This window comes from Burkholderia sp. Tr-20390 (assembly GCF_017104595.1).
Taxonomy (GTDB): domain Bacteria; phylum Pseudomonadota; class Gammaproteobacteria; order Burkholderiales; family Burkholderiaceae; genus Burkholderia.
In genome coordinates, this window is sequence record NZ_JAAGPC010000023.1 from 60,044 (window position 1) to 75,397 (window position 15,354).

Consider the following 15,354-nt stretch of genomic DNA (forward strand, 5'->3'; position numbering starts at 1 on the left):
TAGGCAGGAGCGCACATGAACACTTCTTCTGGCAAACCGGCTGCGGCGCTTGATCCGCATGCAATCGACCTGTTCGAGTTCGCCCGCAGCGGGCGGCAGGCATCTGGTGCGGTGCGCCTCTCGCAACTGCCGCGCATGTTAAACGAAGTGCCCGCGGACGCGCCAGATCGCGACACGGTCTTCACATGGCAGGCGGAAGGGTTCACCCAGAAGGAATTGCAGGACGACGGCGCCGACGGGCAGCAGCCGTATCTGCGACTTGCGGTGCACGGCCATGCGTGGCTCACGTGCCAGCGCTGCATGACCCCGTACGACCAGGCGTTCGACGTCGACATGACGTACCGGGTCGTCGCGACCGAAGAAGAAGCTGAAGAATTTCCGCTCGACGACGATGAAGCCGATGTGATCGTGGGCTCACGCCAGTTCGATCTCGTCGACTTGATCGAAGAGGAATTGCTGCTTTCGTTGCCGCTCGTGCCCAAGCACGAGGTTTGCCCGGCAGTTCACGAAAGCCTCGTGTCGGGTGCGAGCGGTCCTGCGGAAGAGGCGGACGAAGAGTCCGACGAAGCCGGGGACGAAGGCAAACGGCCGAATCCGTTCGCAGCGCTGCAAGCGCTGAAGAAGGACGGTGACGGCACCAAGAAACACTAAGCAGTTGTGGCGCGGGAAGGCGTAAAGGCTTTGGGCCAGGGTAGTTAAGCGCCGGATCGGGCTGTGTTAGAATCCGGAAAATTATTTAGGAGTTAGTCATGGCAGTCCAGCAAAACAAGAAGTCGCCGTCGAAGCGCGGCATGCATCGTTCGCACGATTTCCTGACGGCAGCGCCGCTGGCAGTCGAGCCGAGCACGGGTGAAGTGCATCTGCGTCACCACGTCAGCCCGAACGGCTACTACCGCGGCAAGAAAGTCGTCAAGACGAAGAACGACTAAGCGTCAAGTCACGCGTTGCGCGCTACGCTTGCCGTTCGCGTGACAACTGGTTCGCTTGACACTTTCCTGGCTCAACAAAAAGGCGGCATTCAACTGCCGCTTTTTTGTGCCTGAAATTCGTCGCATTCCATGACCGTAAAGCTCACAATCGATTGCATGGGAGGCGACCACGGCCCGTCCGTGACCGTTCCCGCGGCAGTCAAGTTCGTCCGCGCGCATCCCGATGCGCACCTGATGCTCGTCGGCATCGAAAGCGCGATCCGCGCTCAGCTGAAAAAGCTGAAAGCCCTCGACGATCCCGCGCTGACCATCGTTCCCGCCACCGAAGTCGTGGCGATGGACGACCCTGTCGAAGTGGCGCTGCGCAAGAAGAAGGATTCTTCGATGCGCGTCGCACTCAACCACGTCAAGGAAGGCGCGGCGCAGGCCTGCATCTCCGCCGGCAATACCGGCGCGCTGATGGCCGTTTCCCGTTACGTACTCAAGACGCTGCCCGGCATCGAGCGGCCCGCGATCGCGTTCGCACTGCCGAACCCGACCGGCTACACGATGATGCTGGACCTCGGCGCGAACGTCGACTGCGAGCCGCAGCACCTGCTGCAGTTCGCGGAAATGGGGCACGCACTCGTGGCGGCGCTCGAAGGCAAGGAGCGTCCGACGATCGGCCTGCTGAACATCGGCGAAGAGGTGATCAAGGGCAACGAGACGATCAAGCGCGCAGGCGAACTGCTGCGTGCCAGCACGCTCAATTTCCGCGGCAACGTCGAAGGCAACGACATCTACAAGGGCACGGTCGACGTGATCGTGTGCGATGGCTTCGTCGGCAACGTCGCGCTGAAGACGTCCGAGGGGCTCGCGCAGATGCTGTCGGACATCATCCGCGAGGAGTTCGGCCGTTCGCTGATGTCGAAGCTGATGGCGCTGCTCGCGCTGCCTGTCCTGATGCGTTTCAAGAAGCGCGTCGACCACCGCCAGTACAACGGCGCAGCGCTGCTGGGGCTGAAGAGCCTCGTGATCAAGAGCCACGGTTCTGCCGATGCCTACGCGTTTGAGTGGGCGATCAAACGCGGGTATGATGCCGTCAAAAACGGCGTGCTGGAGCGCCTCGCGCGCGCGATGGCGGATAATTCAGTGTCGCTCGGCGAAGGCGAGCACGACGCGGGCGGTGCGGGCCATGCAAGCCCTGCCGCAGGCCATCACGCCGACCCTTCCGCCGCGCAATCCTCTAAAGCATAAATGGCCCAATCGACTCTCTATTCCCGCGTGCTCGGCACGGGCAGCTACCTGCCGCCTGACCGCGTCACGAACCAGCAGTTGACCGATCGCCTTGCGAAGGAAGGCATCGAGACGAGCGATGAATGGATCGTTGCGCGCACGGGTATCCATGCGCGCCATTTCGCCGCACCCGACGTCACGACCAGCGATCTCGCGCTCGAGGCGTCGCGTCGCGCGATCGAAGCCGCCGGCATCGATCCGCAGTCGATCGACCTGATCATCGTCGCGACTTCGACCCCCGATTTCGTGTTCCCGAGCACCGCGTGCCTGCTGCAGAACAAGCTCGGCATCAAGAACGGCGGCGCGGCATTCGACGTGCAGGCCGTGTGCTCGGGCTTCGCGTACGCGATGGCGACGGCGGACAGCTTCATCCGCAGCGGCCAGCACCGCACGGCGCTCGTCGTCGGCGCGGAGACGTTCTCGCGCATTCTCGACTTCAAGGACCGCACGACTTGCGTGCTGTTCGGCGACGGCGCGGGCGCGGTGATCCTGTCCGCGTCGGAAGAGCCGGGCGTGCTCGGCAGCGCGCTGCACGCGGACGGCAGCTATTCGCACATCCTCTGCACGCCGGGCAACGTCAACCGCGGCGTGATCGAAGGCAGCGCGTTCCTGTACATGGACGGGCAGGCCGTGTTCAAGCTCGCGGTCAACGTGCTCGAGAAGGTCGCGATCGAGGCGCTCGCGAAGGCGAATCTCGCGCCCGAGCAGATCGACTGGCTGATTCCGCACCAGGCCAACATCCGCATCATGACCAGCACCTGCCGCAAGCTCGGCCTGCCGCAGGAGCGCATGGTCGTGACGGTCGACCAGCACGGCAACACGTCGGCCGCGTCGATCCCGCTCGCGCTCGATACCGCGGTGCGCGACGGTCGCATCCAGCGCGGCCAGCACGTGCTGATCGAAGGCGTCGGCGGCGGCTTTACCTGGGGCGCGTCGGTCTTCCGCTACTGATCCGCGGCGCGCGACAGCTGCGCGCGGATCCCATCGGCGCGCCATTCGTGCGCGCCGTCCGAATCGATTCAATTGGGGACGATATGAAATTTGCATTCGTATTTCCGGGGCAGGGCTCGCAGGCGGTCGGCATGCTCAACGCATTCGCCGATCTGGCCGTCGTGCGCGAGACGCTCCAGGAAGCGTCCGATGCACTCAATCAGGATCTCGGCAAGCTGATCGCCGAAGGCCCGGCCGAAGAGCTGAACCTCACCACCAACACGCAGCCCGTGATGCTGACCGCAGCCTATGCGTGCTATCGCGCGTGGCAGCAGGCAGGCGGCCCGGCGCCGGCGATCGTCGCCGGCCACAGCCTCGGCGAATACACGGCGCTCGTCGCTGCCGGCGCGCTCGCGTTCAAGGACGCGGTGCCGCTCGTGCGCTTCCGCGCGCAGGCGATGCAGACGGCCGTGCCGGTCGGCCAGGGCGGCATGGCCGCGATCCTGGGCCTCGATGACGACACGGTGCGCGCGGTCTGCGCCGAAGCCGCGGAAGCGGGCGTCGTCGAAGCGGTGAACTTCAATGCCCCCGCGCAGGTCGTTATCGCAGGCAACAAGGCCGCGGTCGAAAAGGCCTGCGAGATCGCGAAGGCGAAGGGCGCGAAGCGCGCACTGCCGCTGCCGGTGTCGGCGCCGTTCCATTCGTCGCTGCTCAAGCCGGCGTCGGACCAACTGCGCGACTATCTTGCGAACGTCGACGTCAAGGCGCCGCAGATTCCGGTCGTCAACAACATCGACGTCGCCGTGGTCAGCGATCCGGCTGCGATCAAGGATGCGCTGGTGCGCCAGGCCGCGGGCCCGGTGCGCTGGGTCGAGTGCGTGCAGCACATCGCCGGCACGGGCGTCACGCACGTGATCGAATGCGGCCCGGGCAAGGTGCTCGCCGGCCTGACGAAGCGCATCGACGGCAACCTGACGGGCGCGTCGGTATTCGATCCGGCTTCGCTCGACGAAGCGCTCAAGCTGGTGACCGCCTGACGCGGCGCCATTTCTCAAGAGACGGATATTCGATTCATGGACAAGACTCTCGATAAACAGGTTGCGATCGTCACCGGCGCATCGCGCGGCATCGGCCGTTCGATCGCGCTCGAGCTCGCGCGCCTGGGTGCGACGGTGATCGGCACGGCGACGAGCGAATCGGGCGCCGCTGCGATTACCGCGGCGTTCGCGGAAGCGGGCGTCACGGGCCGCGGCGCGGTGCTGAACGTCAACGACGCGGCAGCCGCCGAGGCGCTGATCGACGCGACCGTGAAGGAATTCGGCGCGCTGAACGTGCTCGTCAACAACGCGGGCATCACGCAGGACCAGCTCGCGATGCGGATGAAGGACGAGGACTGGGACGCGGTGATCGACACCAACCTGAAGTCGGTGTTCCGCCTGTCGCGCGCGGTGCTTCGCCCGATGATGAAGGCGCGTGGCGGCCGCATCATCAACATCACGTCGGTGGTCGGCTCGGCCGGCAACCCGGGTCAGGTCAACTACGCGGCTGCGAAGGCCGGCGTGGCGGGCATGACGCGTGCGCTTGCACGTGAAATCGGCAGCCGCGGCATCACCGTGAACTGCGTGGCGCCGGGCTTCATCGACACCGACATGACGAAGACGCTGCCGGAAGAACAGCAGGCCGCGCTCAAGACCCAGATTCCGCTCGGCCGCCTCGGCAGCCCGGAAGACATCGCCCATGCCGTCGCGTTCCTCGCATCGCCGCAAGCCGGTTACATCACCGGTACGACGCTGCACGTGAACGGCGGCATGTACATGTCGTAACGATTTTCGTTTACCATCCGCGCCGTATCCCGTTTTTCAGGCGGACCGGCGCTTGATCGACCATCAAGCCAACGCGCGTTTTGGCGTCAGCAAACCTGATAAAATGCGCGCACTTGTAAATCTGAACTTTCCCTCGGAGGGGTAATGGACAACATCGAACAACGTGTCAAGAAGATCGTCGCTGAACAACTGGGCGTCGCGGAAGCCGAGATCAAGAACGAAGCTTCGTTCGTGAACGACCTGGGCGCCGACTCGCTCGACACGGTCGAACTGGTGATGGCTCTGGAAGACGAGTTCGGCATGGAAATCCCGGACGAAGAAGCAGAGAAGATCACGACCGTTCAGCAAGCGATCGACTACGCTCGCGCGAACGTCAAGGCGTAAGCGCCTTTCGCGCTTGTCCGCCACGTCGCCGCGATCTTCGCGATTGACGCGCCATCCTGCCGGCTTCGCGCCGGACGGACTAACAGCCACAGGGCTCGCAGGGCTGGTTCCTGTGGCCACTGTGGCTTTTGTTTTTGTCATCCAATAATGGAAAAGAGGTTACCGTGAGCCGCCGTCGTGTTGTTGTTACAGGCCTGGGGCTGATTTCGCCTGTTGGCAATAATGTTGCCGACGGCTGGGCCAATCTCGTCGCCGGCAAGTCCGGTATCGCCACCGTCACGAAGTTCGATGCGTCGAACCTCGCCTGCCATTTCGCGGGCGAAGTGAAGGGCTTCAGCGCCGAGGAGTACATCCCGGCGAAGGAAGCCCGGAGCATGGATACGTTCATCCATTACGGCATCGCCGCCGGCGTCCAGGCCATCAAGGACAGCGGGCTGGAAGTGAACGAAGCCAATGCGGAGCGCATCGGCGTGATGGTCGGTTCCGGCATCGGCGGCCTGCCGATGATCGAAGATACGCACCAGACCTACGTCGATCGCGGCCCGCGCCGGATTTCGCCATTCTTCGTGCCGGGTTCGATCATCAACATGATCTCGGGTCACCTGAGCATCATGTTCGGCCTGAAGGGCCCGAACCTCGCGGCCGTGACGGCCTGCACGACCGGCCTGCACAGCATCGGCCTCGCCGCGCGCCTGATCCAGGCCGGCGACGCCGACGTGATGGTTGCGGGCGGCGCCGAATCGACGGTGTCGCCGCTCGGCATCGGCGGTTTCGCGGCAGCGCGTGCGCTGTCGACCCGCAACGACGATCCGGCCAGCGCATCCCGTCCGTGGGACAGGGACCGCGACGGCTTCGTGCTGGGCGAGGGTGCCGGCGTGATGGTGCTCGAGGAGTACGAAGCGGCGAAGGCACGCGGCGCGAAGATCTACGCGGAAGTCTCGGGCTTCGGCATGACGGGCGACGCGTACCACATGACCGCGCCGAACATGGACGGCCCGCGCCGCTGCATGGTCGCGGCACTGCGCGACGCCGGCATGAACGCGGACGAGGTCCAGTACCTGAACGCGCACGGCACGTCGACGCCGCTGGGCGACAAGAACGAGTCCGACGCGGTGAAGGCGGCCTTCGGCGAGCATGCGTACAAGATCGTCGTGAACTCGACGAAGTCGATGACGGGCCACCTGCTGGGCGGCGCGGGCGGCCTCGAATCGGTGTTCACGGTGCTGGCGCTGCACAACAACGTGTCGCCGCCGACCATCAACATCTTCAACCAGGACCCGGAGTGCGATCTCGACTACTGCGCGAACACCGCGCGTGACATGAAGATCGACGTTGCCGTGAAGAACAACTTCGGCTTCGGCGGTACGAACGGCACGCTGGTGTTCAAGCGCGTCTGACGCCGCAATCGCTTGACGAGTCCATTCGATGCTCCGGCCGGGCGCCCGCAACGCTTTGCGTTGCGGGCCTCGGCCGTGTCGTATTTCGTGCTGGCCGTGTTCGTCGCGTCGGCTACCGCGTCGGCCTACCTGTTCTGGGCGCCGCGCGCGGGCGCGGCCGCCGGCGCAGGCGTGTCAGCCGTGACGGCCGCGCTGCTGGCCGTGTGTGCTGCGCGGGCCTGTGCCCGCCGGCTGCCGGCCGAGTTGCAGATCGACGCGTTCGGGGAAGTCGCGGCGTTTGGCCGCACCGGACGCCTGCTGGCACGCGGCCGAGTGACGGGGCATGCGCACTGGAGCAGCCTGCTGCTGGTGCTGTCGGTCGGGCAGGGTGCCCGGCGGGCCCGGCCGCTGCTGATTCCGGCCGATGCGCTCGACGCCGCATCGTTCAGCGCGCTGTCCGTGCTGGCGAGAACGGCGGGCGCGGCGGGGCGGGTTTGACGGCGGCACGGTTACCTACCGTAACCAGCGGCCGGCGCGGGAACGCTACAATAGCGCTCCGCGTTGCATCCCTAGTTAACGGATTTGTCAGGTGAGTGAAAAAGAAATCGATCAGGCTCTGGTCGAGCGCGTACAGAAGGGCGACAAGGCAGCGTTCGAACTCCTGGTCTCCAAATACCACCGCAAGATCATTCGGCTGATTTCGCGCCTCGTGCGGGATCCCGCCGAGGTCGAGGATGTGGCCCAGGACGCGTTCATCAAGGCGTATCGTGCGCTGCCGCAATTCCGCGGCGAGTCGGCGTTCTATACGTGGTTGTACCGAATTGCCGTCAACACGGCGAAGAACTACCTTGCGACGCAAGGCCGCCGGGCGCCGACCTCGACGGAGGCCGATGCGGAGGAAGCGGAAACTTTCTCCGACGCAGACCAACTAAGGGATATCAACACGCCTGAGTCGATGTTGATGAGCAAGCAGATTGCCGAGACGGTCAACGCTGCCATGGCTCTGCTGCCCGAAGAACTGCGCCAGGCAATTACGCTGCGCGAGATCGAGGGCCTGAGCTACGAAGAGATCGCGGAAATGATGGGCTGTCCGATCGGGACGGTCCGGTCGCGGATCTTCCGCGCACGCGAGGCAATCGCTGCCAAATTGCGTCCGCTGCTCGATACGCCCGAAGGCAAGCGCTGGTAAGCGCGACAGGCGGAGCGACGCGGGTCGGGGTCTAGTTACGGTTAGAGTCGTGAAGTCACGACGGGGTGTGCAAGATGGGGAGCATCATGGGGTCGGTCAATACGCAGTCGCAAGCGTGCTCGCGCGGCGAGCGCCTTTCCGCGCTGGTCGACGGCGAAATGTTCGAGGGCCCGGACAACGGGCAGTTTCTGGCTGAGCTCAACCGCGCGGATCGCGCTGCGTGGGCCCATTACCACCTGATCGGCGATGCGCTGCGCTCGGACGAGCTCGCGCTGTCGCCCGCGCTGAGCGTGGCGTTCACCGCGCGCATGTCGGCTGCGCTCGAAAGCGAGCCGCACCTGCTCGCGCCAGCGGCCGCACCCGTCGCGCGCAAGCTGCTGTCGCTGCGCCGGCGCGTCGTGCCCGCGTTCGCGGTTGCTGCCGCGGCGGCCACGCTGACGTGGATCGTCGTCCCGCAAATGCAGACGGCCGGTGCCCCGGGCGCCGTCCAGGTCGCGTCGGCCGGTGCGCCGCAAGGCGGCAACCTGCAGCGCGTGACGGTGGCGCAGGCATCGGCCCAGCCGGGCCTGCAGGACGTCAACATCATCCGCGACGCCAGCCTCGACCAATACCTTGAAGCGCACCAGCAATTCGCGCAGCAGCCCGTCGTCACGGGTTCGATGCCGCTGATCCGCGCTGCCGTGACCACCACGCCAGGCCAATAAACCCGATGCGGACATTGCAGTTGAATCACGCCATCTCCGGATGGAAGCGGCTGCCGGCCCTCCTGCTTTGCGCAGCCGCCCTGTTGTCCGTTCAATCCCTTCCTGCCAGCGCCCAGCAACCGGACGATCCCGTCGCGACCCGCAAGGGTGCCGCCGACTGGCTCGACCGTGTCCAGCAAGCGGCGCAGCAGCAGAGCTACGAAGGCACGTTCGTCTACCAGCGCGGCGGGTATGTGCAGTCGTCGCGTATCGCGCACGTCGCGTCCCGCGACGGCGAGTTCGAGCGCATCGAGACGCTCGACGGCAAGCCGCGCAAGCTGCTGCGACATAACGACGAGCTGTACACGTTCGTGCCCGAGCGCAAGCTGTGCGTGGTCGAGCGCCGTCAGACGCGCGACTCGTTCCCCGCGCTGCTCGGCGCGAGCGGCGAGCACGTGATGTCCGTCTACGACGCGAAGTCGCTCGGCAAGGACCGCGTGGCAGGGATCGACGCGCAGGTCGTCGAACTCGTGCCGAAGGATGCGTACCGCTTCACGTACAAGCTGTGGGCCGACGCGCGCACGGGGCTGCTGCTGCGCTCGCAGACGCTCGATGCGAACGATCACGTGCTCGAGCAGATCGCGTTCTCGCAACTGCAGACGGGCGGCGCAAGCGGCGACAAGGCCGCGATCGCGGCCGGGATGCGCAACCTGAGCGGCTGGACGGTCGTGCGGCCGCCGGTCGCGACGGTCGACATGGAAGCACAGGGCTGGCAGCTCGCCCCGAGCGTGGCTGGTTTCCAGAAGATTCGCGAAGTACGCCGGCCGATGGCCGCGCGTGACGCGGGCGAGCCGCCGATCCCGGTCGATCAGGCCGTCTTCACCGACGGTCTCGCGACGATCTCGGTGTTCATCGAGCCGGCCGAAAAGAATACGCGCAAGGAAGGCGCGGGCAGCACCGGTGCGACGAACGTTCTCGTGAAGCGCCGCGGCGACTACTGGATCACCGTACTCGGAGAAGTGCCGCCGGCTACGTTGCAGCAGTTCGCGTCTGCCATAGAATACAAGGCTTCCAAGTAACGCTACGGCTTCCGACATGACGAAACTCACGCTGCGCAAAGTGCTCGCGGCGGCGGCGCTGTGTGCCTGCCTGCCGCTCGTCCCGCAAACCGCGGTCGCTGTCACGCCTCCCGCTGCCAGCCTTCCCGATTTCGCCGATCTCGTCGAAAAGGTCGGCCCCGCGGTCGTGAACATCCGGACCACCGCGAACGTGCCGGTACCCGGCCCGCGCGGCGTGCTTCCGCCGGGCTTCGACAACGGCGACATGTCGGAATTTTTCCGCCGCTTCTTCGGCATTCCGCTGCCGCAGGCGCCGGGCAACGGTAGCGGCAATGGCGGCGGCAATCCGAAGAACGCGCCGACGCCGGACAATCCGCCCGACACCGAACAGAATCGCGGCGTCGGCTCGGGCTTCATCGTGTCGGCCGACGGCTACGTGATGACCAATGCGCACGTCGTCGACGATGCGGACACCATCTACGTGACGCTGACCGACAAGCGCGAATTCAAGGCGAAGCTGATCGGCGTCGACGATCGCACGGACGTCGCGGTCGTCAAGATCCAGGCGTCGAACCTGCCGGTCGTCGCGATCGGCGATTCGAACAAGGTGCGCGTCGGCGAGTGGGTCGTCGCGATCGGTTCGCCGTTCGGCCTCGACAACACGGTCACGGCCGGCATCGTCAGCTCGAAGAGCCGCAATACCGGTGACTACCTGCCGTTCATCCAGACCGACGTTGCCGTGAACCCCGGCAACTCGGGCGGCCCGCTGATCAACATGCAGGGCGAGGTGATCGGCATCAACTCGCAGATCTACAGTCGTACCGGCGGCTTCATGGGCATCTCGTTCGCGATTCCGATCGACGAGGCGATGCGCGTGGCCGACCAGCTGAAGGCGACGGGCAAGGTCACGCGCGGCCGGATCGCGGTGGCGATCGGCGAGGTGACGAAGGACGTGGCCGATTCGATCGGGTTGCCGAAGGCCGAGGGCGCGCTCGTCAGCAGCGTCGAGCCGGGTGGCCCGGCCGACAAGGCGGGTATCCAGCCGGGCGACATCATCCTGAAGTTCAATGGCCGTTCGGTCGACGCGGCGTCGGATCTGCCGCGCATGGTCGGTGACACGAAGCCCGGCACGAAGGCGACGGTCAGCGTATGGCGCAAGGGTCAGGCACGCGATCTGCCGATCACGATCGCGGAAACGCCGGCCGAAACGACGGCAAAGGCCGAGCAGCGCAAGAACGCGCCGCAGAAGCCGCGCCAGACCAATTCGCTCGGTCTGACGGTCAGCGACCTGACGGCGGAGCAGATGAAGACGCTGAAGCTGAAGAACGGCGTGCAGATCGACGGCGTCGACGGCCCGGCCGCCCGTGCGGGCCTGCAGCGCGGTGACATCGTGCTGCGCGTCGGCGACACCGACATCACGAACGCGAAGCAGTTCGCCGACGTGACCGCTCAGCTCGATCCGCAAAAGGCGGTCGCGGTGCTCGTGCGGCGTGGCGACAACACGCAGTTCGTGCCCGTGCGGCCGCGCCAGAAGTAACGCGCCGATGTTCACGCTTTACGGCCGCGGCTGGTGCCACCTGTGCGACGACATGCGCGACGCACTGGCGCCGGTGGCGGCCGAATTCGGCGTCGCGGTCGATTATGTCGACATCGACACCGATGCGGCACTCGTCGCCCGCTACGACGAGGACGTGCCCGTGCTGTTGCTGGACGGAGCGGAGGTATGCCGCCACCGGTTCGACGACGCGCGGGTGCGCGACGCGCTGGCGGCCCGGCGCCGAGCCTGACCTGCCGCGGGCGAGTGTCGTTTCGCATGGGGCTTGGCCCGGCGGGCGCCCCCCGACGACCACCGCACGGCCCAGCGTAGGAAATACCGCCCGGCAAAGGCCTTTTCAGCTAAAATAAGCTGTTTTTTCACCGACTTACACAAGGCGTGCTCTGCAGTCGTCGAGCGCGCCTTTTTCGCTTGATCGGCACTGAATGGATCATATTCGCAATTTCTCGATCATCGCGCACATCGACCATGGCAAGTCGACGCTCGCGGATCGCATCATCCAGGTATGCGGCGGCCTCGCCGACCGTGAAATGGAAGCGCAGGTGCTCGACTCGATGGATATCGAGCGCGAGCGCGGCATCACGATCAAGGCGCAGACCGCCGCGTTGTCCTATCGCGCGCGCGACGGCAAGGTCTACAACCTGAACCTGATCGACACGCCGGGGCACGTCGACTTCTCGTACGAAGTCAGCCGTTCGCTGTCCGCGTGCGAAGGCGCACTGCTGGTCGTCGATGCGAGCCAGGGCGTCGAGGCGCAAACCGTCGCGAACTGCTATACGGCGATCGAGCTCGGCGTCGAGGTCGTTCCCGTGCTGAACAAGATCGACCTGCCGGCCGCGAATCCCGAGAACGCGATCGAGGAGATCGAGGACGTGATCGGCATCGACGCGACCGACGCGACGCGATGCAGCGCGAAGACGGGCCTCGGCGTCGAGGACGTGCTCGAGTCGCTGATCGCGAAGGTGCCGCCGCCGAAGGGCGACCCGGCCGCGCCGCTGCAGGCGCTCATCATCGACTCGTGGTTCGACAACTACGTCGGCGTCGTGATGCTGGTGCGCATCGTCAACGGCACGCTGCGCCCGAAGGAAAAGATCAAGCTGATGGCGACCGGCGCGCAGTATCCGGTCGAGCACATCGGGGTGTTCACGCCGAAGTCGCGCAACCTCGAATCGCTGTCGGCGGGGCAGGTGGGCTTCATCATCGCGGGCATCAAGGAACTGACGGCCGCGAAGGTCGGCGATACCGTCACCCACGTCGCCAAGGCCGCCACCGAGCCGCTGCCGGGCTTCAAGGAAGTGAAGCCGCAGGTGTTCGCGGGGCTGTATCCGGTCGAGGCGAACCAGTACGACGCGCTGCGCGAATCGCTCGAGAAGCTGAAGCTGAACGACGCGTCGCTGCAGTACGAGCCGGAAGTGTCGCAGGCGCTCGGCTTCGGCTTCCGCTGCGGCTTCCTCGGGCTGCTGCACATGGAAATCGTGCAGGAGCGGCTCGAGCGCGAGTTCGACATGGATCTCATCACGACCGCACCGACGGTCGTCTACGAGGTCGTGCAGAGCGACGGCTCGACGATCATGGTCGAGAACCCGGCGAAGATGCCGGAGCCGGGCCGCATCGCCGAAGTCCGCGAGCCGATCGTCACCGTGAACCTGTACATGCCGCAGGATTACGTGGGCTCGGTGATCACGCTGTGCGAGCAGAAGCGCGGCTCGCAGATCAACATGCAGTATCACGGCCGCCAGGTTCAGCTCACGTACGAGATCCCGATGGCCGAGATCGTGCTCGACTTCTTCGATCGCCTGAAGTCGGTGTCGCGCGGCTACGCGTCGATGGACTACGAGTTCAAGGAATACCGTTCGTCGGACGTCGTGAAGGTCGACATGCTGATCAACGGCGACAAGGTCGATGCGCTGTCGATCATCGTGCACCGCTCGCAGTCGCAATACCGCGGCCGCGAAGTGGCCGCGAAGATGCGCGAGATCATCCCGCGCCAGATGTACGACGTGGCGATCCAGGCCGCGATCGGCGCGCACATCGTCGCACGTGAAAACATCAAGGCGCTGCGCAAGAACGTGCTCGCGAAGTGCTACGGCGGCGACATCACGCGGAAGAAGAAGCTGCTCGAAAAGCAGAAGGAAGGCAAGAAACGAATGAAGCAGGTGGGTTCGGTCGAGATCCCGCAGGAAGCGTTCCTTGCGATCTTGCGCGTCGAAGACAAATAACAGGACTGATCCTTTTATGAATTTTGCGCTGATTCTTTTTGTGCTCGTCATCTTGACGGGCGTAGCGTGGGTGCTGGACAAACTGGTGTTCCTGCCGCAGCGTCGCAAGGCGGCCGACTCGGCGATCGAGGAGTTCGATCGCCAGCAGTCGCGCATCGACAAGCGCTTCGCGGATGAAAACGCGGTGCAGACGCGTTCGAAGCTGCGTGACGAGAAGCTGCGCCAGCCGTGGTGGCTCGAGTACACGGCGAGCTTCTTCCCGGTGATCCTGGCGGTGTTCGTCGTGCGTTCGTTCGTCGTCGAGCCGTTCAAGATTCCGTCGGGCTCGATGGTGCCGACGCTGCTCGTCGGCGATTTCATCCTCGTCAACAAGTTCGAATACGGGCTGCGCCTGCCGGTCACGAACACGAAGATCACGCAGGGCAGCCCGCTGTCGCGCGGCGACGTCGTCGTGTTCCGTTATCCGAAGGACGAGTCGGTCGACTACATCAAGCGCGTGATCGGCCTGCCGGGCGATACCGTCGCGTACCAGGACAAGCAACTCACGATCAACGGCCAGCCGGTGCCCGAAACGCCGCTGCCCGATTTCTTCGACGACGAGCGCCAGAATTACGCGAAGCAGTTCGAGGAAACGATCGGCAACAAGAAGAACGCGATCCTCAACAACCCGGCCGTGCCGCCGTTCGTGATGGGCGCATACGACTATCCGTTTCGCGACAACTGCACGTACAACAGCCGCGGCGTGATCTGCAAGGTGCCGCCCGGTCACTACTTCATGATGGGCGACAACCGCGACAACAGTGCGGACAGCCGCTACTGGGGTTTCGTGCCGGACCAGAACATCGTCGGCCGCGCGTTCTTCATCTGGATGAACTTCAGCGACCTGAAGCGCATCGGTTCCTTCAACTGATCGCAATCGACTCACTCGCACTACGCGACGCACGGGCCGCGTCGCGTATTGCCGAACTACTTTAAGAACCGGCGGTAACACCGCCTCGTCACGCCTTTTCGCGTCCGGCCGTGCCGTTTCGGCCCGACCGGGCGCCCGCGTTATACTCCTGCACATGCCCTCATCCCAGTTGGAAAGCCGGCTGCGCTACGAATTTCGCAATGCGGAATTGTTGCGCCAGGCTTTGACCCATCGCAGTCACAGTGCCACGCACAACGAACGGCTCGAGTTTCTCGGCGACTCCGTTCTGAATTGCGCGGTGGCCGCCCTTTTGTTCCAGCGTTTCGGCAAGCTGGACGAAGGCGATCTGTCGCGCGTACGCGCCAACCTCGTCAAACAGCAGTCGCTGTACGAAATTGCTCAGGCCCTTAATATCTCGGACGGACTGCGGCTCGGCGAGGGCGAGCTGCGCAGCGGCGGGTTCCGCCGCCCGTCGATCCTCGCGGACGCGTTCGAAGCCATCATCGGGGCCGTGTTCCTCGATGGCGGCTTCGAAGCCGCCCAAGGGGTCATCAAGCGCCTCTATATCCCGATTCTCGACCACATCGATCCGCGCACGCTCGGCAAGGACGCGAAGACGCTGCTGCAGGAATACCTGCAGGGGCACAAGATCGCGCTGCCGACCTACACGGTGGTCGCGACGCATGGTGCGGCGCACAATCAGCAATTCGAAGTCGAATGCACGGTGCCGAAGCTCGACGTGAAGGTGTCGGGCTCCGGTGCGAGCCGGCGCGCAGCCGAGCAGGCTGCCGCGAAGAAGGCGCTCGATGAAGTGATGGCGGCCGCGCCGATGCTGGCCGCGAAGCCGAAGCGCTCGAAAAACGCGCGCGGGTCGAAACACGTCGAACCCGAAATCGTGCCGGGCGTGAAGGGCGTGCAGGAAGCGCTCGACCTGCGCTCGCCGGAGCGGAAGGAACGCGCGGCGGCGCGCGAGGCAAGGGCGGCCGGTGCGGCGCCTGCGGCAACCGCTGCGACCGGTGCCGA

The 15,354-nt window shown here is 65.1% G+C and carries 17 protein-coding genes; all 17 read left to right on the top strand.

Annotated features, from left to right (window positions below; genetic code table 11):
- Positions 1–15: 15 nt before the first annotated feature.
- Positions 16–651, top strand: a complete 636-nt coding sequence (locus G3N98_RS09455) for a DUF177 domain-containing protein (protein ID WP_089472410.1) — start codon at positions 16–18, stop codon at positions 649–651.
- Positions 652–749: 98 nt separating this feature from the next.
- On the top strand, positions 750–929 hold the full coding sequence (gene rpmF, locus G3N98_RS09460) for a 50S ribosomal protein L32 (RefSeq protein ID WP_006051932.1): 180 nt from the start codon (positions 750–752) through the stop codon (positions 927–929).
- A 129-nt stretch (positions 930–1,058) separates the two neighbouring features.
- Positions 1,059–2,165: a phosphate acyltransferase PlsX gene (gene plsX, locus G3N98_RS09465; protein ID WP_089424847.1), complete on the top strand. Its 1,107-nt coding sequence runs from the start codon at positions 1,059–1,061 to the stop codon at positions 2,163–2,165.
- Positions 2,166–3,155 carry a beta-ketoacyl-ACP synthase III gene (locus G3N98_RS09470; RefSeq protein ID WP_027788011.1) on the top strand — a complete coding sequence of 330 codons (990 nt, stop codon included), beginning with the start codon at positions 2,166–2,168 and terminating at the stop codon, positions 3,153–3,155.
- 83 nt (positions 3,156–3,238) lie between these two features.
- Positions 3,239–4,171, top strand: a complete 933-nt coding sequence (gene fabD, locus G3N98_RS09475; protein ID WP_089472412.1) for an ACP S-malonyltransferase — start codon at positions 3,239–3,241, stop codon at positions 4,169–4,171.
- Between the two features lie 36 nt (positions 4,172–4,207).
- A complete protein-coding gene (gene fabG, locus G3N98_RS09480) occupies positions 4,208–4,957 on the top strand; it encodes a 3-oxoacyl-ACP reductase FabG (RefSeq protein WP_006476504.1) in 750 nt (249 codons plus the stop codon).
- Positions 4,958–5,101: 144 nt separating this feature from the next.
- Positions 5,102–5,341, top strand: a complete 240-nt coding sequence (acpP, locus tag G3N98_RS09485; protein WP_004197638.1) for an acyl carrier protein — start codon at positions 5,102–5,104, stop codon at positions 5,339–5,341.
- A 164-nt stretch (positions 5,342–5,505) separates the two neighbouring features.
- Complete coding sequence (fabF, locus tag G3N98_RS09490) at positions 5,506–6,738, top strand: beta-ketoacyl-ACP synthase II (protein ID WP_089424849.1); 1,233 nt, start codon at positions 5,506–5,508, stop codon at positions 6,736–6,738.
- A 12-nt stretch (positions 6,739–6,750) separates the two neighbouring features.
- Positions 6,751–7,215, top strand: a complete 465-nt coding sequence (locus G3N98_RS09495) for a hypothetical protein (RefSeq protein WP_089472413.1) — start codon at positions 6,751–6,753, stop codon at positions 7,213–7,215.
- A gap of 91 nt (positions 7,216–7,306) precedes the next feature.
- Complete coding sequence (rpoE, locus tag G3N98_RS09500; RefSeq protein WP_006490873.1) at positions 7,307–7,906, top strand: RNA polymerase sigma factor RpoE; 600 nt, start codon at positions 7,307–7,309, stop codon at positions 7,904–7,906.
- Positions 7,907–7,992: 86 nt separating this feature from the next.
- Positions 7,993–8,610 carry a sigma-E factor negative regulatory protein gene (locus G3N98_RS09505; protein ID WP_089424851.1) on the top strand — a complete coding sequence of 206 codons (618 nt, stop codon included), beginning with the start codon at positions 7,993–7,995 and terminating at the stop codon, positions 8,608–8,610.
- A gap of 5 nt (positions 8,611–8,615) precedes the next feature.
- Positions 8,616–9,668 (top strand): MucB/RseB C-terminal domain-containing protein, encoded by a 1,053-nt coding sequence (locus G3N98_RS09510; RefSeq protein WP_059527587.1) that lies wholly within the window; start codon positions 8,616–8,618, stop codon positions 9,666–9,668.
- A gap of 16 nt (positions 9,669–9,684) precedes the next feature.
- Entirely contained in the window at positions 9,685–11,184 is a 1,500-nt protein-coding gene (locus tag G3N98_RS09515) for a DegQ family serine endoprotease (RefSeq protein WP_089424852.1), read from the top strand.
- 7 nt (positions 11,185–11,191) lie between these two features.
- Positions 11,192–11,434: a glutaredoxin family protein gene (locus G3N98_RS09520; RefSeq protein ID WP_089424853.1), complete on the top strand. Its 243-nt coding sequence runs from the start codon at positions 11,192–11,194 to the stop codon at positions 11,432–11,434.
- Between the two features lie 193 nt (positions 11,435–11,627).
- A complete protein-coding gene (gene lepA / locus G3N98_RS09525) occupies positions 11,628–13,421 on the top strand; it encodes a translation elongation factor 4 (RefSeq protein ID WP_089472415.1) in 1,794 nt (597 codons plus the stop codon).
- A gap of 16 nt (positions 13,422–13,437) precedes the next feature.
- Entirely contained in the window at positions 13,438–14,331 is an 894-nt protein-coding gene (gene lepB, locus G3N98_RS09530) for a signal peptidase I (protein WP_027788005.1), read from the top strand.
- A gap of 154 nt (positions 14,332–14,485) precedes the next feature.
- On the top strand, positions 14,486–15,354 hold an 869-nt coding region (rnc, locus tag G3N98_RS09535; RefSeq protein ID WP_206148013.1), incomplete at its 3' end, for a ribonuclease III.